The organism is Reichenbachiella agarivorans (assembly GCF_025502585.1).
In the GTDB taxonomy this organism is placed as follows: Bacteria; Bacteroidota; Bacteroidia; order Cytophagales; family Cyclobacteriaceae; genus Reichenbachiella; species Reichenbachiella agarivorans.
In genome coordinates, this window is the sequence record NZ_CP106679.1 from 3,139,963 (window position 1) to 3,160,931 (window position 20,969).

Here is a 20,969-nt window from a genome sequence, read left to right on the forward strand (position 1 = left end):
TTGTTACTCATAGGATTGTGTGCCATGACCACTGCAAAGCTTGATTTGGGCTCTTAGGGCTGTATTAGATGTCTTGGCATGGATATTTCAAGGTATCTATCAACTATCAATCATTACACATTGATTTTGATAGATTAAAATAAATATTCACCAAAACACAAATGTCATGAACGAGCTACAAATCAAAGGAAACTGGAATCAGATTAAAGGAAAGATCAAACAAAAATACGGAGAACTCACTGAGAATGATCTGACTTATATCGAAGGACAGGAAGACGAACTGTTAGGAAGAATCCAAGAAAAGACAGGTAAGTCCAAAGAATTCTTGATGAAAGAAATCAATAATATGTAATACTCCTAATCGAGCCAAACCTGAGCATCTGTATGGATGCTCAGGTTTTTTTGTGCCCTTTTTATACTAGATGTTTAATGTCTAGGACATATCGTACGATTCTGAAGGTATGATTTCGTTATGCTATTTTACCAAAAGAAAAAGGCTTTGTTATCATGGCCTTTTTCTTTTGGTAAATGAGTGTTAAAATCCGATGCTTACCTTAGTTTTATCCTCGCAAATAAAACACGAGATATGTCCAAGCCTTTGATCTTAATTTCCAACGATGATGGTATCACTTCTACAGGAATTCGAAAATTGGTAGAGTTGATGGCTACCTTAGGTGAGGTCGTGGTAGTCGCACCAGACAAGCCTCAGTCAGGCATGGGGCATGCGATTACTGTCGGAGATACATTGCGATTGGTGAAGTCTGATTTGTTTGGAAAGGACATCTTGGCCTATGAATGCTCTGGGACACCAGCAGATTGTATCAAATTGGCCAAAAGGGAAGTGCTCAAGGACAGACAAGTGGATTTGGTGGTAAGTGGAATCAATCATGGGTCTAACACCAGTATCAGTGTGCTGTACTCAGGTACTATGTCGGCTGCCATCGAGGGTGCGATCGAAGGAGGGCCAGCCATTGGTTTTTCACTTTGTGATTTTAGCGCCGATGCAGATTTTTCACACGTGGATAGATTCGTGCTAGAGATCACCAACAATGTATTGAGCCACGGCCTCCCAAAGGGTATTGCGCTCAATGTGAATATCCCAACCAAGCAAAATGAAGCCATCAAAGGCATCAAGATTTGTCGCCAGGCAAACGCACGCTGGGAGGAGGAGTTTGACAAGAGAATTGACCCACATGGCAGAAATTACTACTGGATGGTTGGTAATTTTGTTAATCACGACAAAGGAGAAGATAATGACGAATGGGCCATATCGGACAATTATGTATCAGTAGTACCTTGTCAGTTTGATCTCACAGGTTATCATGCCATTACCTTGCTCAATGAGAAGTGGGACATATAAGATGAAGTTGACTGATGTCTGTCTGAGATGATTTTTCTCAATATGAGAATCAAATTCTACACTTCGGTTTACTTTTCTAATCGCTAAAGAAATATTTCTTTACGGATGTTTGGTATGGGTATGCTGGGAAAGGAGTGACTAATCTGTGTAGCTTATGTTAATGATTTCATTATCAGTCATATTTATGTGTTTTTTTCTAATGCTGTGGAATTGCGTGAGAAACTGGTTGAGCATGTGCTGATTTTTGGCATTGTCATTGTAAAAAGCCTTGGCATGAATAAGATTGTTAAATCAAAACCAAGTATTATGAAAAAGCTAATAGCAATACTGTTTATTCCATTGGTCATGTTTAGTGCATGCACCGAAGATGATTCAACGAATAATGGTGAGAATACTGAGCCAACGGTACCGCCTTCATCCACGATGGCACCCGATCTCAGTTCTTTTAACGACGACTCTGCAGCAGGAGAGCGAACCGCGTTGATCGGCAATTGGGGTTATGCAGCATTGAACGTTGGTATTTATACTGGGATCCTATACAAACATTTGGTGGTGCCAGTGACAGCCTACCAAGTGACAGTCGGGACCAAAGGATATTACAATGAAGAAACTGATCTTTGGATTTGGGAGAAAAATTTTGACATTCCTACCAAAGGATCGTATAGTGTGAAATTGACGGCTAGTGTAGAGGGAGATGATGTGGACTGGAAAGGTTATATTTCACAAAGTGGTGAGATTGACGGTTTCGTATGGTTCACTGGCGAATCAAAAGTAGGAGGTGAGTCAGGAAGTTGGTCGTTGTATGAGAGTCCCGAAGAGCCAACCGTTTGGTTGACTAGTGAATGGACTGCAGAAGATGATTCTGATATGGCTACAGCCACTTTTACTGTAGAGAAGGAAGGAGACAATATGGGTAGTTCAATCAAGTATGAATCTGATGAAAGCGCAGAGCTGGATCGAATTGTGACTATCTATGATGCTAGCCTGGACAATGAAGTAGTGGTCATGTGGAACCAAACTCAAGCTTACGGTAGAGTGATGAGTGAGGCACACTTTGAAGATACTGAGTATCACTGCTGGAATACTGATCTGATCGATACGGATTGCGAATAGAAGATTGTTTGACAGAGAATCTTGACAAGGCTGGTGCATTGATTTGTACCAGCCTTTTTTTATAGAAGTATTGTCCTCGTTCATAGTGAGGACAATACTTCTATGTATTATGAGATCATTTTGGGTTCTATGATACGTGATTGATCTATAATTTACAGCAATTCCTCCTTTCTCAAAATGTAAGCTTGATTCTGGTTTGGAATTAAAGTATGAATTATCTAATTTTGCTCCTCAATTTTTAGAACTAAATTTTTTATAATGAAGAATTACGAGACGGTATTCATTTTAACTCCCGTTTTGTCTGATGATCAGATGAAGGATGCTGTCGGAAAGTTTAAAAAGGTTCTTGTGGACAATGGCGCGAAAATCGTCAACGAAGAGAACTGGGGCTTGAAAAAGTTAGCTTATCCGATTCAGCACAAATCAACAGGATTTTATCAATTATTCGAATTCCAAGGTGAGCCTACTATCGTAGATGCTTTGGAGATCGAGTACAGACGAGATGAGAAAATCATGAGATTTTTAACTACTGCTTTGGACAAACACGCTGTAGCATACAACGAGAAGAGAAAAGGCGGAGCATTTAACAAAAAGAAGGAGGAAGCTGCATCATGACATTAGTTAACGAACCAATGAACAGAACTGACAGGAAGAAAAAGTACTGCAGATTCAAGAAAAACGGTATCAAGTATATCGATTACAAAGACGCTAACTTCCTTTTGAAGTTCGTCAACGAGCAAGGAAAAATTTTGCCAAGAAGATTGACTGGTACGAGTCAAAAATTCCAAGGTAAAGTTTCTCAAGCGGTTAAAAGAGCAAGACACATTGCGTTGTTGCCATACGTTACTGATTCATTAAAATAATACAAGGACATGGAAGTAATATTGAAAGAAGATATCAAGGGCCTTGGTTATAAAAACGATATAGTAGCAGTAAAGCCTGGATATGGTAGAAACTACCTAATCCCTCAAGGATTTGCTATCATCGGTAGCCCTTCAAATAAGAAGATGATCACTGAAAACGTTCGTCAGGCTGCTCACAAAGCAGAAAAAGTGAAGCAAGATGCTGAAGATTTGGCGAAAGCAATTGGTGATACTATCATAGAAATCAAAACCAAAGCTGGCGAAAGTGGTAAAATATTTGGTGCCATCACTGCACTTCAAGTATCGGATGCTTTAGCTGTGAAAGGTTTCGCGGTAGATCGTAAGAAAATTGGATTCGATACTTCTATTAAGAATGTAGGCGAGTACAAACTAGTACTAGATTTGCACAAAGAAGTGAAGCATGAAGTTACTGTAAGTGTAGTAGCTGAATAATCACTCTCAATACTCAAGATAACGAAACCTCTGATCCACGATCAGAGGTTTTTTTGTGTCTATATTTGATCACGTTATGCAAGCATATAAAACAGACATAAGACTCAAAACCTTTCCTTCTCAGATAAAGCATGGTCAGAAAATATTGACCCTTGGTTCTTGCTTTGCCCAAGAAATGGGAGAAAGATTGACTGTCAATAAATTTGATGTCTTGGTCAATCCCTATGGTGTGATTTTCAATCCACTGTCTATTTTTCATGCACTAAAGGACTCAATGGTACATCCTGATGGCTATGTTGTACGTGATGGGATGACCTGTCACTTTGATTATCATTTTGATCTTAGAGCGGAGAGTAGAGATACGTTGCAAACTATGATTCAAAACCGAAATGAGCAGGTTCAAACTAGACTCAAAGAAGCTGACTGGTTGGTGCTGACTTTTGGGAGTGCACATGTTTATGAACTTAAATCCACAGGACAGGTAGTAGCCAATTGCCACAAAGTTTCACAAGCCAACTTTGACAAGCGTCTGTTGGGACTGCCCGAAATGAAAGCTGCATTTGATTCTTTGCTTCAATCATTGAGAGTGATCAATCCAACCTTGAAAATTGTCTTGACAGTAAGTCCAGTACGTCATATCAAGGATGGGATGGAAGAAGATCAACTAAGCAAATCATTGCTCAGGGTGTTTTGTGCTACTTTGATTAAAGATTCGTCGATTTATTATTTTCCGTCATATGAAATCATGATGGATGATTTGCGTGACTATCGGTTTTATAAAGAGGATTTGATACACCCCAACAAACAGGCAGAAGATTACATTTGGAACTGTTTTCGGCAGGTTGCCTTCAATGCAGAAACCCAGAATCTGATCCAAAAATGGCAAAATGTATTGATGGCCATGCAGCATAGACCATTTAATCCTAGCTCCACTGAATACCAACTTTTTTTGCAATCTGCCATGAAAAAACTGGAGGAGTTGTCAGGAGATTTGGATATAGCACAAGAGAAGGTTTGGTTCATGAAACAATTGTCACAGGAATGAGATATGTTGTGTTTATCACGCCTTTAAATGTGATTTGCGTACTTTGAGTAGAGTAGAAGAATCGTAATTATGAAATTGATAGTATTGCAGTCTGTTTTTTAGCTTGTATCTAAATATTTAATATTTGATTAAAAAATTAACTGTATTAGTCTGCATTTTCCTGAGAATCTATTTTCTTTGAGCCATCAAATGAAAGCATTCGCTTCACATATCGATTTCACCATAGTTACTCCTATTTCAAGGAGGAACAGGAGACCCCTTGGGGTCTGCTAAATACTGATTACCTACGTGGTAGTCGCATATCGTATATATAAAAATCTTAGAATTATTTTTTTACTTAAGTTCATAAAGAATGAACGTTGATGTGCAGTATGCAAAGCCTGAGCACGCAAAGTATGCTCTAGCTATATGTGAGTTAATCGAGTCCGCAGCGAAGGCTAGAGGTACCGGTATTGCCAAAAGAGATCCTCTCTATATAGAAAAGAAGATCAACAATGGTCAAGCGGTAATCGCCTTGACTGACAAGGGAGACTTGGCCGGTTTTGTCTACATCGAAACTTGGCAAAATAAGGAGTATCTCGCCAACTCTGGGCTGGTAGTTCATCCGGACTATCGCAACCTTGGTTTGGCTAAAAAAATCAAATTGAAGGTATTGAAACTCTCGAAAGAGAAATATCCAGATAGCAAAATATTTGGCATTACGACGAGTTTGGCAGTACTTAAGATCAATTACGAGTTGGGCTATCGTCCAGTGACGTTTTCTGAACTGACCACTGACGAAGAGTTTTGGAATGGCTGTAGAAGCTGTCCCAATTACGATATTTTAGAAAGAAATTCTCGTAAGAATTGTCTTTGTACAGGTATGCTCCTTCACGAAGCATCCAATAAATTTGTAATCAAAGAAAAGGGAATCATCGCCAAGCGTTTTCAGCGTTTGACCAATTTAAAAAAGAAGAAGAAATAATGAGCAAGAAGAAAGTAGTATTGGCTTTTAGTGGCGGATTGGATACCACCTATTGTGCCTTTTATTTGCAAGAAGAACGAAATTTGGATGTTTATACTGCCTTGGTCAACACAGGGGGATTTACTCCAGATCAGTTGGTAGAGACAGAAAAGAAGGCCAGATCTTATGGTGTAGTAGATCATGTCAATTTGGAAAAGACGCAGGATTTTTACGATGAGTGTTTGAGATACCTTATCTATGGAAATGTCCTGAAAAACAATACTTATCCTCTTTCTGTGAGTGCAGAGAGAGCCTTTCAGGCTTTGGCGATTGCCAAATATGCCAAGTCAATCAATGCTGACTACATCGCTCATGGTAGTACAGGTGCTGGCAATGACCAGGTGAGATTTGATTTGATCTTTCAGATCATTTGCCCAGATGTGGAAATCATCACGCCGATCCGAGACAACAAGCTTTCGCGTCAAGCGGAAATAGAATACCTCAAAGGAAAGGGAGTCAATCTGTCATGGGAAAAGGCCAAATATTCTGTGAACAGAGGCCTGTGGGGTACCTCTGTAGGGGGGGCTGAGACCCTGACTTCACATCTCACTTTGCCAGAGGAGGCATATCCTAGCCAAGTACAAAAAGAAGGAAGCGAAGAAGTAGAATTGACTTTCGAAAAGGGGCAGTTGACAGCTTTCAACGGAAAGAAAATGGGAGCTGTACAAGTGATCGAGTCACTCAACGCTGTGGCATCTCAGTATGGTATAGGTCGAGATGTACATGTAGGAGATACGATCATTGGTATCAAGGGACGTGTAGGTTTTGAAGCTGCTGCACCAGTGGTGATCATCAAAGCACATCACTTGCTCGAAAAACACAATTTGACCAAATGGCAGCAGCACTGGAAGGAGCAGTTGGGCAATTGGTATGGAATGCTGTTGCATGAAGGACAGTTCTTGGATCCAGTGATGAGAGATATTGAGGTTTTTCTAGAAAACACGCAAAGAAACGTGACTGGAACGGTCAAAATCAAATTGGCTCCATATAGATTTGAAGTGATTGGGGTGCAGTCAGATAAGGATCTAATGGCTTCTGATTTTGGTCAGTATGGAGAAATGAACAATGGTTGGTCTGGAGAAGACGTGAAAGGATTCACTAAAATATTGGCCAATCAAACAAAAATCTATAGTTCGATAAATAATGATTAAAGTAGGAATAATAGGTGGAGCTGGTTACACAGCAGGAGAGTTGTTGAGGATTTTGGTAGGTCATCCTGAAACTGATATTGCTTTTGTACATAGCACTAGCAATGCAGGTAACCCGATTCATTCTGTTCACAAAGACTTGGTAGGCGATATAGAAGGTGATTTTACAGACCAGTTGCAGTTTGACGTGGATGTCATTTTTATCTGTTCTGGGCATGGTCATTCTAGGTCGTTCGTTGAGTCCAATGATATTCCATCTCATGTCAAAATTATAGATTTGAGCAATGACTACCGTCTAAAGGATCATGCTGATGGTTTTGTGTATGGCTTACCCGAGTTGAATCTGGAGGCCATTAAAACGGCTAATAAAATCGCGAATCCAGGATGTTTTGCGACAGCAATCCAATTGGCAATATTGCCCTTGGCTGCAAAGGGTTGGTTGACAGAGGATGTGCATGTCAATGCCATCACAGGGTCTACTGGTGCTGGACAAAATCCAAGTGCAACGAGCCATTTCAGTTGGAGAAACAACAATATTTCGATCTACAAGGCATTTTCTCATCAGCATTTGGGAGAGATCAATCAGTCTATTCAGCAATTGCAGGATGGGTATGCAGGAGATGTGAAATTCATCCCTGTGAGAGGTAACTTTACCAAAGGCATTTTCGCGAGTGTGTACACACATTGTACAGTTGACGAGAAGGAAGTGGTGGCAGCCTATAAGGAGTTTTATAAGGATGCTAAATATGTGCATGTCTTGGATTATGCACCTGATATGAAACAAGTGGTCAATACCAATAAATGTTTGATTCATGTTGAGAAGCATGGCGATACTGTGTTGGTGACATCATGCATAGACAATTTGATCAAAGGAGCGTCAGGTCAAGCGGTTCAGAATATGAACTTGATGTTTGGCTTGGATCAAAAAGTAGGATTGCAATTAAAAAGTTTAGGGTTCTAACTCATTATTACATAACATACCCATCATCTAAATCATTTAACTCATGAAAATAGCACTAATCGGAGTAGGAAACTTAGGGCTTTCGATAGCCAAAGGACTGGTAGATCAAACCAATTTTGATGTAGAACAATTGGTACTTACCAAGCGAAACGTATCCAATTTGGATGGATGGAAGAAACACCCACATGTATTGGTGACACCATCTAACATAGACGCTGTGCGTGCTTCGGATATCATCATTCTATGTGTACAGCCGAGCCAGATCAATACAATTTTGAATGAAATCAAGGATGAGCTGGATGAAAAGAGACATTTGTTGATCTCAACCATTACTGGACGCAAGATTCAAGATATCGCAGATGTGATAGGTAAAAAGGTGGCGATCATTAGAAGTATGCCCAATACAGCCATATCAGTCCGTGAATCCATGACTTGCCTCTCTACCAACGCCAATGGCAAAGCGAAGATTGGATTGGCAGAAGAGATATTCAATGCGATGGGTGAAACCATGGTGATCGATGAAAACAAAATGCAAGCAGCAACTGTCGTCTGTGCTAGTGGGATTGCCTTTTGGATGAGACTCATCAGGGCGACCACACAAGGTGCAATTCAGCTTGGTTTCGATGCGCCTGATGCCAAAGAAATGGCGACTCAGGCCTGTCTGGGTGCAGCGACACTCTTACTAGAGTCAGGCAATCACCCAGAGGAAGAAATAGACAGGGTGACTACCCCGATGGGCTGTACCATCTCTGGATTGAACGAAATGGAGCACGAAGGGATGAGTTCTGCACTCATCAAAGGATTGATGAAATCCTATGAAAAAATATCTCAAATAATGATTGAAAAGTAAAAATGAAGAATTACAAGGTTTATCCTTTATTTGATATTACAATTGAGAAGGGCGAGGGCAATTATGTCTATGACACGGCTGGTGAGAGATACCTCGACTTTTATGGAGGGCATGCTGTCATTTCGATTGGACACTCTCATCCAACTTATGTAACCTCTATCACTGAGCAAGTCAACAAAATCGGTTTTTATTCCAACTCAGTTCAGATCCCTCAACAAGAAGAACTAGCTGAAAAACTGGGTGTATTGAGTGGGTATGAAGATTATGATTTGTTTTTGTGTAATTCAGGAGCGGAAGCCAATGAGAATGCACTGAAATTAGCCTCCTTCCAAAATGGAAGAAACAAAATAGTGGCTTTCAAAAACGGATTTCACGGGAGAACATCTCTAGCAGTAGCAGCCACTGATAATCCTAAAATCCAAGCAGCTGTCAATGCGACAGACAATATTCAGTTGTTTGAATTGGGAGACTTGGAAGGAGTCAAAGCAGCTCTAGCAACCAAAGAGGTGGCTTGTGTGATCATAGAAGGGATACAAGGTGTAGGAGGAATCAATGATCCAGGAGCAGCCTTTCTTGAAGGCCTACAGAAGGCTTGTAAAGAGACCGGAACGATATTTATCTTGGACGAAGTGCAGTCTGGTTATGGCCGTACAGGTAAGTTTTTTGCACATCAGTATGCTGATGTTAAGCCTGATTTGATCACGATTGCCAAAGGTATGGGCAATGGGTTTCCGATAGGAGGTGTCATTATCTCACCTGATTTCGAAGCGAGTTTTGGACAGTTGGGTACTACCTTTGGAGGCAATCACTTGGCTTGTGCTGCGGGTTTGGCAGTATTAGACGTGATGAAGGCTGAAAATCTGATGAATAACTCTCAACAGATCGGTGATTACATCATCTCACAGCTGAAAGATATCAAAAGTATCAAAGAAATAAGAGGCAAAGGTTTGTTGCTAGGATTGGAGTTTGAAGATTCAGTTAAAGAGTTGCGTGGGGAGTTGTTGAAAAAATATAAGATATTTACAGGTGCAGCTACAAACCCTAAGGTACTGAGATTGTTGCCGCCCATGACCATCACTAAAACTGAAGCTGATATTTTCATTAACGCATTAACAGATTTGCTATGACCAACTTTTGCTCCATCAAAGATGTCGAAGATCCCGCAGGGTGGATCAAAGAAGCTATCGAGCTAAAAGAAAAAATTGAAAAAGATGGACCCTTCGCGAGAAGTGGAAAGTCTATTTGTCTCTTGTTTTTCAATCCTAGTCTTAGGACGAGGTTGAGTATGCAGAAGGCTGCATACAACCTAGGGATTGAATCCTTTGTGTTCAACTTGAACTCAGAGGGATGGCAACTGGAGTTTGGAGATGGAGTGGTGATGAATGGCAATACCAGTGAGCATATCATCGAAGCGGCTGGAGTTATGAGTAGTTATTTTGATGCGATTGCAGTCAGAGCTTTTGCTACTTTGACACACAAGCAGGATGATTATCAAGAGAAAATTTTGAGTCAGTTTGTGAAGTATTGCTCTGTCCCTGTGATCAATATGGAGTCTGCGACTTCACATCCTTTGCAGTCATTTGCCGACATGATTACCATAGAGCAGTTCAAAAAAGTAGCCAAGCCTAAGGTGGTTTTGTCGTGGGCACCACACCCTAAGGCATTGCCACAGGCGGTAGCTAACTCGTTTCTGCATTGGAGCAATCGAATGGATTATGAGCTGGTTTTGACGCATCCAAAAGGCTATGAATTAGACCCAGCAATCGTCGGAAATGCAAGGGTAGAATATGATCAAAACAAGGCTTTTTCTGGCGCTGATTTTATCTATGCCAAAAACTGGTCTGCCTTCAATGATGAGGTCTATGGTCAGGTTGTTTCCAAAGACGAAAGCTGGACTATTACACCCGAAAAAATGGCACTGACCAATCAGGCAAAGTTCATGCATTGTCTTCCAATCCGAAGAAACGTGATTGCTATGGATGCAGTCTTGGACGGACCAGATTCGATCGTGATTACCCAAGCAGGTCATCGCATCACCTCGGCACAAATGGTGCTCAAGCAATTGTTGAATATCAAATAATCAAATAGAAAATGGAGTCTTTGACAGTCGTCAAAATAGGAGGGAAAGTCATCAATGAAGAGGCTGAACTGGAGATCTTTTTGAAGAAATTTGCGGCACTGAAAGGTAACAAAGTATTGGTACATGGAGGTGGTAACATCGCCTCTGTCGTACAAAACAAAATGGGCATACCTCCTGTGATGGTAGAGGGTAGAAGGATCACTGATGCAGATACCATTGAGATTGTCTCTATGGTATTTAGTGGCTTAAATAAAAAGATAGTTGCAAAGCTACAATCTCTTGGGATTCAGTCACTTGGTTTGTCTGGCGCAGATGCAAATCTTATTCAGTCCAAAAAGCGAAGTGTTACTACAATAGATTATGGATATGTTGGTGATGTTGAGAAAGTTAATACTTCCTTTTTAAAGTCATTATTCGATCTTGAGGTCGTGCCAGTCGTATGTGCTTTGACACACGACAACCAAGGGCAGCTATTGAATACCAACGCAGATACCATTGCTTCTGAACTAGCACGAGGGGTGGCGGATCACTATCAGGTGGACTTGGTGTATTGTTTCGAACAGCCAGGTGTATTGAGTGATTTTGAAAACAAGGTTGTCATCCCTGAGATTACTCCAGAGAGCTATGCCAAGTATAAGGCAGAGGGAGTAATTGTTGACGGCATGATCCCGAAATTGGACAATGCATTTGATGCGATCAGTGCTGGTGTGGATACTGTGAAAATCTGCCACTTTGAAGCACTCGACAAGATACAATCAAGCGACTATCCAGGAACCAAATTATGCTTGAAATAGATTCGTCATATCATAACAATACCCGTGAAGCGGTAGCGCTTTTATCGGCGATGATTGAGACAGAATCTCTGAGTCGAGAAGAAGAAAATGTGGCTAAACTAGTTCGAAAGTTTCTAGAAAATAAGGGTGTAGCGGTGCATCAAAAAAGAAACAATCTTTGGGCAAAATCAAAGACGTTTTCCAAGCACAAACCCACCATACTTTTGAACTCCCACATAGACACGGTCAAGCCTGCCAAGTCTTATACTTTGGATCCGTTCAAGGCACAAATCATTGAGGGTAGATTGCACGGTTTGGGTAGTAATGATGCAGGCGGACCTTTGGTCTCCTTGATCATGACTTTCCTGCATTTTCATGAACTGAGTGATCTACCATATAATTTGATTTTGGCAGTCACTGCCGAAGAAGAAATATCAGGGATCAATGGAATCGCTTCGATCATCTCCGAACTGGGAAAGATCGATTTGGCGATCGTGGGCGAACCGACCCTGATGGATATGGCGATTGCTGAAAAGGGGCTGATCGTGATTGACTGTGAAGCCAAAGGCGTGAGTGGTCATGCTGCCAGAGAAGAAGGAGTCAATGCGATCTACAAAGCATTGACGGAAATTGAGAAATTGAAAAACTACCAGTTCGAGAAGGAGTCAGCTTACCTAGGACCAATCAAGAAAACAGTCACTCTGATAGAAGCAGGCACCCAGCACAACGTAGTACCTGACTCCTGCAGGTTTGTCTTGGATGTACGTACCACAGATGCTTACACCAATCAAGAAGTAGTCGAAATTTTAGAGCGGGAAATTGATGTCATATTCAATCCAAGATCCTTGCGTTTGAATTCTTCGGGTATTTCTCCCGAGCATCCTATCGTGCTGAGAGGAGAAAGCTTGGGGATGAAAAAATATGGTTCGCCTACTTTGTCAGATCAGGCTTTGATGCCTTTCAAATCGATCAAGATAGGGCCAGGAGATTCGGCGCGTTCTCATACTGCTGATGAGTATATCTATGTGGATGAGATCGAAAAGGGAATCCAATTGTATATCCAGTTGTTGGATGGGTTGGTGATATAGTTTGAAGAGTTTAGACTAATAAAAGTGCTTTGGAAAGTCTCTGTAATTAGTTGAGAGGATGATATTTAAGCATAAAGCTGTCATTTCGACGTAGGAGAAATAACAAAGAAATACTTTCGATGAAAGTATTTCAATATTTGATAACAGGACGTAGGTCAATAATAAAGCAATACAACATGAAACTTTGGGACAAAGGCAATACAGAAGTATCTAAGGACATAGAAAACTACACCGTCGGACGAGACAGGGAACTGGACTTGCTCTTAGCATCCTTTGATGTCTATGGATCGATGGCGCACACCATCATGCTCGAAAGCATTGGATTGCTCACCACACCTGAATTGGCAGAGGTACAAGTTGAACTCAAGGAGATACTAAAAGTGATCGCAGCAGGTGATTTTGTCATCGAAGAAGGGATCGAAGATGTACACTCACAAGTGGAATTGATGCTGACCCGCAAACTGGGAGATACTGGCAAGAAAATCCATAGCGGACGCTCTCGCAATGACCAAGTTTTGGTTGATCTGCGTCTATTCATCCGACACGAAATCAAAACGATTGCCGAGCTGGTCACAGAGCTATTCGAAACCCTCAACAACCTGAGCAAGCAACACAAAGATATTTTGATCCCTGGTTATACACATTTGCAAGTAGCCATGCCATCTTCTTTTGGCTTGTGGTTTGGTGCCTATGCGGAAAGTTTGACAGATGATTTGCACCTGTTGCAAGCAGCGTACAAAGTGACGAATCAGAACCCCTTAGGTTCTGGTGCAGGCTATGGTTCGTCCTTTCCTTTGGATAGACAAATGACAACTGACCTGTTGGGCTTTGATGACCTGAGCTACAATGTCGTCTATGCACAGATGAGCAGAGGCAAGGTCGAGAAGACCGTCGCTTTCGCCATGAACAGCATCGCATCGACGCTTTCTCGTATGAGCATGGATATATGCCTGTACAATTCTCAGAACTTCGGTTTTCTAGAGTTGCCAGCCGAGATGACCACAGGATCGAGCATCATGCCGCACAAGAAAAATCCAGACGTGTTTGAGCTAATCCGTGCCAAGATGAACAAGCTGCAGGCACTGAGCACTGAGATCAGTCTGATCACGACCAATTTGCCGTCTGGTTACCATAGAGACATGCAGACGATCAAGGAGACTTTTCTACCTGCATTTTACGAACTGAAGTCAACCCTAGAGATAGCGATCTTTGCGATGAAGAACATCAAGGTGAAAGACGGGATCGTTCAGGATGAGAAGTACAAGGATTTGTTTAGTGTAGAAGAGGTGAACAGATTGGTGCTGCAAGGCGTGCCATTCAGAGATGCTTACATCCAAGTCGGCAAGGCGATCCAAGAAGGCTCAGACAAGCTCTCCAAGGAAGTGAATCACACCCATCTTGGCAGCATAGGTAATCCAGCTAATGATCAAGTAGAAGCGAAACTAAAAGCCGTGTTGGCTGGCTTTGGATTTGAGAAGGCAGAAGAGGCTTTGAAGAAGTTGGTGGGGTAGAGAATGTTATTTATTGACAAGGTTAATTGTTATTTGTCTTTATTTCAATGACTTATATGTTGTGATTCTAGGATTTTAGGATTCGATTTATTATCTTATCTATCCACCTAAAATCCAAAGTTATGGTTAAGAACTATCGAGGTGTACAAGAGGTAAAACCTGTTGTCATCGAAACCCAAGCTATTTCGGTCAAGGACTATATGTCCACCAGACTGATAACCTTCGATCCCGAGCAATCTATCATGGAGGTAGTAGATCAATTGTTAACTCATCGCATATCGGGAGCACCAGTGGTCAATCACATGGGCGAACTGGTCGGTGTGATCTCAGAGGGCGATTGCCTCAAAGAAGTCGTCAAAGGCAAATACCACAATCTGCCGATTTTGGGAGGTAAGGTCAAGGATCACATGGCTAGCAATGTGATCAGGATTCATCCCGATACCAATATACTTGAAGCGGCCAAGATGTTTTTGGAGATGAAGATTCGGAGATTCCCTGTGCAAGATGATCATGGCAGGCTGATCGGTCAGATCAGTCAAAAGGACGTCATGCGGGCGGTAAAGAATTTGAAAAGCGAAAATTGGCACTAGGTCTCCTAGTGCTTTTTTTCTTGCTTTATATGCCAGTGATCTTCTTTGTTGTCAATATGTATTTGATTGGCCTGGATGCCAAAAAGAATCAAAGCAATTACTGACCAACCAATGGCTACTATTTCTATCGTGTCCATTTTCGGGATGTTTTATTTCCACTGACATAGACAAAACCATACCGAAATGTTATAATCCTAATAAATAGGTAAAATGCGTAGTGGTTGGTGTAAGCAGTTGACACTTAGTGTCGTGCATAATCAGTGTCTCTCCAAGTTAGGAATGATGATGGTAAACTTGGTTCCCATGCCAAAAGTGGAGTCTACGGAGATTTGACCTTCCAGCTTCTGGATGGCTTCCTTGACAATGTACAATCCCAAACCCGAGCCTTTGGAGTCTGGACTTGCTCTGTAAAACATGTCGAATATTTTTTGCAGGTAGGTTTGTTCGATTCCTATTCCATTGTCTTCTATTTCAACTTTCATTTGCTTTTCATCAATGACGGCCTCTATGTTGACAAAACTATCTGAGATGTTGGTGTTTTGGTATTTGATGGCGTTGGAGATGAGGTTGTTGAAAATGATGGTGAGTCTACGCTGGTCGCAGTAGAACTTTTCCTTGGCATCTATGTTGACCAATTTGAGCAAGGTTGAGCAGCCTGGTAGATAATTGAGGTGCTTAAACGACTCATTGATGATCTCAGCGATATCTACTTCTTTCTTTTCTACATCCAATCTAGAGTTTCTAGAATAGTCGATGATATCACTGATGAACTTGTCTAGATTGACCGTACTATCTCTGAGTAGTTTGAGATAGCCTTGTATATCATACTGTTTGTTTTCTTTTTCAATGATGTTGAGCAATCCCAAAATAGAGAGGAGGGGAGCCCGCAGATCGTGAGAGGTGCTGTATACGAAACGATCCATTTCTTCATTGATTTTTTTTAGTTCTTGGTTGGCATCCAGCAACTCTTCCGAGCTCACATTCATGACGCGCTCGATGAGTTCTTGGTCTCGCTCAAAGTTGTCGTAGGTTTCGCTGATGTTGTCTAGCAGAGGCATCAATTCAGTAGGTATGGGATACCCCTTGGTGTATTTTTTGATTTGCTTCTGTAGTAGGTCGTTATGTTTTACGGAATCCATTAGGCTTCTCTAAATGCTGTAATAACTACACTTTGATTGTGTAACTCACTTTTTGTTTGGGGTGTGCATGGTGATATTTCTCCGTGCGAATAGAATCCTATCATGGGAGTTTTACTCCCAAATTTCGAATTTACACATTCTACTTCATCGAGAGTCCAATCTTTCAAAACATTTCGTCTACCTACACAATTAAATATCAGTACAAAGTCAGGGTTTTCATAATTCAACTTGTTCAAAACCAATTCAGCTGCTGTTTCTGAAGATCGAATCAGTGATGATATGTTGGTCTTCATCATGCGGATGCTGTCGCCTTCATTGAAGTTACCAGCATAGCTGATCGATTCATCTTCGTGGAAGGCTATTACACCACGGACGATTCGTTTGGATCCACCCTTCTTTTTGATTCCTAATGGATAAAAGATGCTGTCTTGGACTACATCATCAACTAGGCCATTGAGGTATTGGGTATAAAAATGACTGGCACTTTTATGGTCTATTTCATAGACACGGTTGTCTGTGGCTTTGGTGATGGTTTTTTCTGCACCAAAAGAAGACCAAGCACTATCCAAGCTATGCACGACTTGCAGGTCTTCTCCACTGAATCCTATCCCTATGACTCTGCCTTCTTTGGGAGGACCGTTGAGTCCTATCAGTGATTGGACGGAAGAGTTGCGTGTACCTGTCATGCCTCCCGTGATGGGTACATGTTCTGATAGATTGATGTGTATCCCAGTGAGTAGATCGGATCCATTGATTTTTTGATAATCTCCGATGATGATTAGGTTGGAAATTAAATCTTTGTCCAAATCAGCTGAGAGGTGTGTGCCTGCATCAAAACTGTCCTTTACATCTTGGATGTCTACCTGTAGCGCTTGTACGACTGTCTTTTCAAACAAAATAGCAGAAACAATAATGTAGTTGTCCGAAATGGTATGGTTGAGTATCTCACCATTGGTAGAGCAAGTGATAATGTCAGCATGTGGGTAACGTGTCTTGAGTTCAGCATATCTTTCTGCATGTCTAATCAAGTCGATTGGACCAAAGGCGAAAACGAGATTGGCACGTTCTCCAAGGTTTTTATCTGCTACATACTGCCAGTGATCTTGTTCAGACCACTTGATTTGCTCTACTATCATTGATGAGTTGGTATGGATTTAGGCGATGAAGCCCAGGGTTCAATGTATCAAAAGTCAATATAATAATTCTGCTGTTTTGGGACTTCCAAAATCATTAATTTTTCTTTAGAAGCTGCACAATAGCATAACAAAATAGATTGAGGTTTTGCGCAATTTCTTGGTTGTTCATGGACGCGAATCCCAGTCTGCACTTGTTTGTTTCATGATAGGTATCAATATCCAGATGTAGGTTGACTTTCTTACATTCTTTGATCAGATCATTGATCTGTATGTTTTTGAAGGTAGCCCAAATTGCCATGCCTCCATCAGGGATGTTAAATTGAATCTCATCCCCTAGCTTTTGTTTGAGCAGGTGGCAAAAGAGGTCGCGTCTGTGTCGGTAGATGTTCACGGCTTTTTTGATGGATCGATGGATTTCTTTTTCCTCGATCAGGATTGAAAGCGCTTTTTCGAGCACTGGATCACCTCGTCTGTCTATGAGTTTTCTGATGTCGCGACATTGATCTATGATGTTTGGGTCGGCATACATGTAGCCCATTCGTATGGAGGGAGCAAAAATCTTGCTAAACGACCCAATATAAATGACCCGCTGACCTTGGTCTATACTGGCAATGGGTAAGATGGGAGAGCCATTGTAGTGGTAGTCAAAGTCATAATCATCCTCCAAAATGTAGAAATCATGCTGTATAGACAACTCCAGCAACCTCAATCGATGCTCGATAGGCATGGTGACTGTCGTAGGGTAGTGATGGTGCGGACTGATGTAGATAGCTTTGATTTTATGTAGTTGGACTGCCTGTTCTATTTGTTCAATGTCCAAACCCTCGGGCGTAAGATCTACTTCAACCAACTTGCCACCCAAGTGCTGGATTGTTCGGTTGGCAGATCCGTAGTTGAGCTTGCCTACGATGACTTGATCTCCCGAATGTAGAATCGAAGATAGTGCTAGAAAAATAGACATCTGACTACCTCTGGTGATCATGATCTCATCGATACTTGGATTAAGAGCACGCGTTTCGTGGAGATATTTGCACAGCGAGTTGCGTAGATTGATTTCTCCTTCGAAATGATTGCCCGTCAATACAGACTTAGCTAATATTCCCTTAGTGAGTGATTTGGCAGTTTTGTAAAGCAACTCTATAGGTGCTATGCGGTAATCTGGCGTGCCTTCAGTGATTTGGTAGGTTTTGTTGGCGGTGATAGTAGACTTGTTAGGTTTTGATACGGCAGTTTTCCGATTCAGACCTTTGGGCTGGGTGACAGGAAGGTCTTTTTTGACGAATGTGCCTCTCGAAGGATGAACTTCTGTCCAGCCCTGCGCCATCAGTTCATCATAAGCTAAAAGAATGGTTTTTCGATTGAGCGTCAAGGTTTCTGCAAGAAGTCGACTGCTAGGCAATTTGGAACCAGTAGCAATTCTGCCATTCATAATTTCGAGCACGAAGGCATCTGCCAGTTGTAGGTAGATGGCTCTTTTAGAGTTCGGATTGATTGTGATTATGGATTTCCAAGGTAGCATATCTGGACCATCTGTTTGTTGCAAACTGGAGTACAATGATAAGCCACTTTGATTTTAGATTTGTGAAAACATAAACAAAAGTACTATGTCAGAGTTTGCCAAAGAATCAAGAAATAAAATAGTCAGAGGAGCCAAAAGAGGAACTTATGACAAGAAGGCCATCTATGAGATCCTAGATGCTGGTTTTTTGTGTCATATCAGTTTTGTGATGAATGACGCACCATTTATGATCCCAACTGCCTATGCCCGCCAAGGGGATAAGTTGTACATCCATGGTTCGGTCAAGAGCCGCACCATACAAGAAACCAAGAAAGGAACGCCGATTTGTTTTTGTGTCACGCATTTGGATGGTTTGGTGCTGGCGCGATCTGCTTTTCATCACTCAGTCAATTATAGATCCGCCATCATCTATGGTACTGCACACGAAGTAGTCAGTGATGAGGACAAAAACGAAGCATTGAGACTCATTACTGAGAATTTTCTAGAAGGGAGATGGAATGAAGTGAGACAGCCCAATCAGAAAGAGCTTGATATTACCTCGGTGCTGGAGATAGATATCGAGTCAGCATCCGCCAAAATCAGAACCGGCGACCCAGTAGATGACCAAGAAGACTATGATTTGGATATTTGGGCTGGACAATTGCCGATCAAGCGAATTTATGACAAGCCAGTAGCTGATCAATTGTTGAAGGAAGGAATTGAAGGAAGTAAGGCCGCACACCTTGCATGGGAAAAGTCAAAACAATAGATTTGTTCTAAACACAATTTATGACTTTGATCAGAGAGCTTTTAGGAAAGACGCCACAGTATGGCGACAATTGTTGGTTTGCAGAGACTGCTGTCATCATCGGTGACGTCACCATGGGAGACAATTGTAGTATATGGTACAACGCCGTATTGAGAGGAGATGTAAACTCCATCACGATTGGCAATAACTCCAACATACAGGACAATGCCATGATTCACTGTACTTACCTAAAAGCCCCTACTGTGATAGGCAATCATGTCTCGATTGGTCACAATGCTATTGTCCATGGTTGTACGCTAGAGGACAATGTGCTGATCGGAATGGGTGCCATCGTGATGGATCATGTCGTGGTAGGGGCAGGGTCTATCATTGGTGCTGGAGCGGTGGTATTGGAAAACACCATCATCGAGCCAGGATCGGTCTATGTAGGCAACCCAGCTAAGAAGGTCAAAGACATCGGAGAAAAAGGAACTGCCGAGATTCAAAGAATAGCAGGCAATTATTTGAAATACTCAAGTTGGTACAAACAATAACATATGAACATAGCAAAACCCAATGCAGCTGAATACAATGCCTTTTATCAAGGCTATGTGGATGAGGTAATCCAAGAAGGGGACATCATGCAATATCTCAAAACGCAGAGAGATGAAGTAGTGAGGTTCTATGAGGGTTTGTCTCAGGATAAGATCGAGTATGCGTACGAAGAAGGTAAATGGACGATGAAACAAATGCTCAGACATCTTATAGATGCAGAGAGGGTATTTGGCTACCGTGCCATGGCCATTGCCAGAGGAGACAAGACGCAATTGCCAGGGTTTAGTGAGGATGATTATGTGGTGTATGCTGATGATACGGCCAATACGATTCAGGATTTGATCACCGAGTTTATTCAGGTCAGAAATGCCAACATGAGCATGATTCAGAATCTCAATGCTGCTAGTTTAGCGAGGGTAGGTTCTGCCAATGGATCAGATACATCAGCACGTGCCATCGTCTACATTGTCGCTGGGCATTTGGCACATCATTTAATGATTTTAAAAGAGAGGTACTTATAGCATGTTTGAATTCGACCCCAACAAAAAGTACGAAAAGACGACCAAAACAAGGTCTGTGATCCGTTTTCAGGACTGTGATCCACTTCGTCATTTAAACAACGCCAAGTATTTTGATTACTACTTCAACGGCAGAGAAGACCAGGTGCCCAAACTATATGGTCTGCAAAATTCGGAGATTTATCGCGCTTTTGATGCGGTATGGGTCGTGTACAATCACCAAATATCTTACTTGAGACCTGCTGGCATGGGAGAGTGGGTCAAATTGTTGTCTCGTATCATTTGGTACGATAGCCACTCCGTATTGGTAGAGTATTTTATGATCAATGATGACGAGACGCAGCTCAAAAATATCCTCTGGAGCAAACTTCGTTTTGTGGATAACCAAGGGAAATCCACGGAGCATCCTGCCAAGCTGATGGAGTTTCTCTCTACGGTTTCTTTCAATGACTATGTCGATCATCCGATTGATTTTGATCAACGTCTGCAAGAAGTCAAAGAGGAGGTAAAAAATAAGCAGATTAGGTACTACTAAAC

Annotated in this window: 25 protein-coding genes; 21 read left to right on the top strand and 4 right to left on the bottom strand. The window is 41.6% G+C overall.

The annotated features are described in order from the left end of the window. The first annotated feature begins 166 nt into the window (after nucleotides 1-166). From N6H18_RS13265 to N6H18_RS13345, 17 genes are all read left to right on the top strand, one after another. Entirely contained in the window at nucleotides 167-352 is a 186-nt protein-coding gene (locus tag N6H18_RS13265) for a CsbD family protein (RefSeq protein ID WP_262308757.1), read from the top strand. Between the two features lie 234 nt (nucleotides 353-586). Then, nucleotides 587-1,360, top strand: coding sequence for a 5'/3'-nucleotidase SurE (gene surE, locus N6H18_RS13270; protein WP_262308758.1), 774 nt, complete (start codon nucleotides 587-589; stop codon nucleotides 1,358-1,360). Nucleotides 1,361-1,666: 306 nt separating this feature from the next. Continuing rightward, on the top strand, nucleotides 1,667-2,473 hold the full coding sequence (locus tag N6H18_RS13275; RefSeq protein WP_262308759.1) for a hypothetical protein: 807 nt from the start codon (nucleotides 1,667-1,669) through the stop codon (nucleotides 2,471-2,473). A 258-nt stretch (nucleotides 2,474-2,731) separates the two neighbouring features. Continuing rightward, nucleotides 2,732-3,088: a 30S ribosomal protein S6 gene (gene rpsF, locus N6H18_RS13280; RefSeq protein WP_262308760.1), complete on the top strand. Its 357-nt coding sequence runs from the start codon at nucleotides 2,732-2,734 to the stop codon at nucleotides 3,086-3,088. Then, nucleotides 3,085-3,336, top strand: coding sequence for a 30S ribosomal protein S18 (gene rpsR, locus N6H18_RS13285; protein ID WP_262308761.1), 252 nt, complete (start codon nucleotides 3,085-3,087; stop codon nucleotides 3,334-3,336). Before rpsF ends, rpsR begins: the two co-directional genes overlap by 4 nt. Nucleotides 3,337-3,345: 9 nt before the next feature. Next, nucleotides 3,346-3,789 carry a 50S ribosomal protein L9 gene (rplI, locus tag N6H18_RS13290; RefSeq protein ID WP_262308762.1) on the top strand — a complete coding sequence of 148 codons (444 nt, stop codon included), beginning with the start codon at nucleotides 3,346-3,348 and terminating at the stop codon, nucleotides 3,787-3,789. 76 nt (nucleotides 3,790-3,865) lie between these two features. Continuing rightward, the gene (locus tag N6H18_RS13295; protein ID WP_262308763.1) at nucleotides 3,866-4,834 is read left to right on the top strand and encodes a GSCFA domain-containing protein; all 969 of its coding nucleotides are present in this window, start codon (nucleotides 3,866-3,868) and stop codon (nucleotides 4,832-4,834) included. Nucleotides 4,835-5,186: 352 nt separating this feature from the next. Next, entirely contained in the window at nucleotides 5,187-5,798 is a 612-nt protein-coding gene (locus N6H18_RS13300; protein WP_262308764.1) for a GNAT family N-acetyltransferase, read from the top strand. Then, a complete protein-coding gene (gene argG / locus N6H18_RS13305) occupies nucleotides 5,798-6,988 on the top strand; it encodes an argininosuccinate synthase (RefSeq protein ID WP_262308765.1) in 1,191 nt (396 codons plus the stop codon). The genes N6H18_RS13300 and argG overlap by 1 nt, the downstream gene beginning before the upstream one ends. Next, nucleotides 6,981-7,946, top strand: a complete 966-nt coding sequence (argC, locus tag N6H18_RS13310; RefSeq protein ID WP_262308766.1) for an N-acetyl-gamma-glutamyl-phosphate reductase — start codon at nucleotides 6,981-6,983, stop codon at nucleotides 7,944-7,946. Before argG ends, argC begins: the two co-directional genes overlap by 8 nt. A gap of 43 nt (nucleotides 7,947-7,989) precedes the next feature. Next, nucleotides 7,990-8,796: a pyrroline-5-carboxylate reductase gene (gene proC, locus N6H18_RS13315; protein ID WP_262308767.1), complete on the top strand. Its 807-nt coding sequence runs from the start codon at nucleotides 7,990-7,992 to the stop codon at nucleotides 8,794-8,796. Between the two features lie 2 nt (nucleotides 8,797-8,798). Beyond that, nucleotides 8,799-9,923 carry an aspartate aminotransferase family protein gene (locus tag N6H18_RS13320; protein WP_262308768.1) on the top strand — a complete coding sequence of 375 codons (1,125 nt, stop codon included), beginning with the start codon at nucleotides 8,799-8,801 and terminating at the stop codon, nucleotides 9,921-9,923. Further along, on the top strand, nucleotides 9,920-10,876 hold the full coding sequence (locus tag N6H18_RS13325) for an N-acetylornithine carbamoyltransferase (RefSeq protein ID WP_262308769.1): 957 nt from the start codon (nucleotides 9,920-9,922) through the stop codon (nucleotides 10,874-10,876). Before N6H18_RS13320 ends, N6H18_RS13325 begins: the two co-directional genes overlap by 4 nt. Nucleotides 10,877-10,887: 11 nt before the next feature. After that, complete coding sequence (gene argB / locus N6H18_RS13330) at nucleotides 10,888-11,670, top strand: acetylglutamate kinase (protein ID WP_262308770.1); 783 nt, start codon at nucleotides 10,888-10,890, stop codon at nucleotides 11,668-11,670. Then, on the top strand, nucleotides 11,658-12,737 hold the full coding sequence (locus N6H18_RS13335) for a M20 family metallo-hydrolase (RefSeq protein WP_262308771.1): 1,080 nt from the start codon (nucleotides 11,658-11,660) through the stop codon (nucleotides 12,735-12,737). The genes argB and N6H18_RS13335 overlap by 13 nt, the downstream gene beginning before the upstream one ends. Before the next feature lie 176 nt (nucleotides 12,738-12,913). Continuing rightward, on the top strand, nucleotides 12,914-14,248 hold the full coding sequence (gene argH, locus N6H18_RS13340; RefSeq protein ID WP_262308772.1) for an argininosuccinate lyase: 1,335 nt from the start codon (nucleotides 12,914-12,916) through the stop codon (nucleotides 14,246-14,248). Nucleotides 14,249-14,370: 122 nt separating this feature from the next. Further along, a complete protein-coding gene (locus N6H18_RS13345) occupies nucleotides 14,371-14,838 on the top strand; it encodes a CBS domain-containing protein (protein WP_262308773.1) in 468 nt (155 codons plus the stop codon). 5 nt (nucleotides 14,839-14,843) lie between these two features. Here the strand turns inward: N6H18_RS13345 and N6H18_RS13350 are convergent, their stop codons facing one another. The 4 genes from N6H18_RS13350 to N6H18_RS13365 all read right to left on the bottom strand — a co-directional run bounded on the left by N6H18_RS13350 (nucleotide 14,844) and on the right by N6H18_RS13365 (nucleotide 18,632). Further along, a complete protein-coding gene (locus N6H18_RS13350; RefSeq protein WP_262308774.1) occupies nucleotides 14,844-14,975 on the bottom strand; it encodes a hypothetical protein in 132 nt (43 codons plus the stop codon). 120 nt (nucleotides 14,976-15,095) lie between these two features. Next, the gene (locus N6H18_RS13355) at nucleotides 15,096-15,977 is read right to left on the bottom strand and encodes a sensor histidine kinase (RefSeq protein ID WP_262308775.1); all 882 of its coding nucleotides are present in this window, start codon (nucleotides 15,975-15,977) and stop codon (nucleotides 15,096-15,098) included. Beyond that, nucleotides 15,977-17,113: an FIST signal transduction protein gene (locus N6H18_RS13360; RefSeq protein ID WP_262308776.1), complete on the bottom strand. Its 1,137-nt coding sequence runs from the start codon at nucleotides 17,111-17,113 to the stop codon at nucleotides 15,977-15,979. Before N6H18_RS13360 ends, N6H18_RS13355 begins: the two co-directional genes overlap by 1 nt. A 94-nt stretch (nucleotides 17,114-17,207) precedes the next feature. Beyond that, on the bottom strand, nucleotides 17,208-18,632 hold the full coding sequence (locus tag N6H18_RS13365; RefSeq protein ID WP_262308777.1) for an aminotransferase-like domain-containing protein: 1,425 nt from the start codon (nucleotides 18,630-18,632) through the stop codon (nucleotides 17,208-17,210). Between the two features lie 85 nt (nucleotides 18,633-18,717). Here N6H18_RS13365 and N6H18_RS13370 point away from each other — a divergent pair, with 85 nt between their 5' ends. Genes N6H18_RS13370 through N6H18_RS13385 form a run of 4 tightly spaced genes read left to right on the top strand, consistent with a single transcriptional unit; the run spans nucleotide 18,718 to nucleotide 20,967 of the window. Further along, entirely contained in the window at nucleotides 18,718-19,380 is a 663-nt protein-coding gene (locus N6H18_RS13370) for a pyridoxamine 5'-phosphate oxidase family protein (protein ID WP_262308778.1), read from the top strand. Nucleotides 19,381-19,400: 20 nt separating this feature from the next. Further along, nucleotides 19,401-19,913: a gamma carbonic anhydrase family protein gene (locus N6H18_RS13375; protein WP_262308779.1), complete on the top strand. Its 513-nt coding sequence runs from the start codon at nucleotides 19,401-19,403 to the stop codon at nucleotides 19,911-19,913. Nucleotides 19,914-19,916: 3 nt separating this feature from the next. Further along, a complete protein-coding gene (locus N6H18_RS13380) occupies nucleotides 19,917-20,435 on the top strand; it encodes a DinB family protein (RefSeq protein WP_262308780.1) in 519 nt (172 codons plus the stop codon). 1 nt (nucleotide 20,436) lies between these two features. Then, nucleotides 20,437-20,967 (top strand): acyl-CoA thioesterase, encoded by a 531-nt coding sequence (locus N6H18_RS13385; protein ID WP_262308781.1) that lies wholly within the window; start codon nucleotides 20,437-20,439, stop codon nucleotides 20,965-20,967. Nucleotides 20,968-20,969 lie beyond the last annotated feature (2 nt).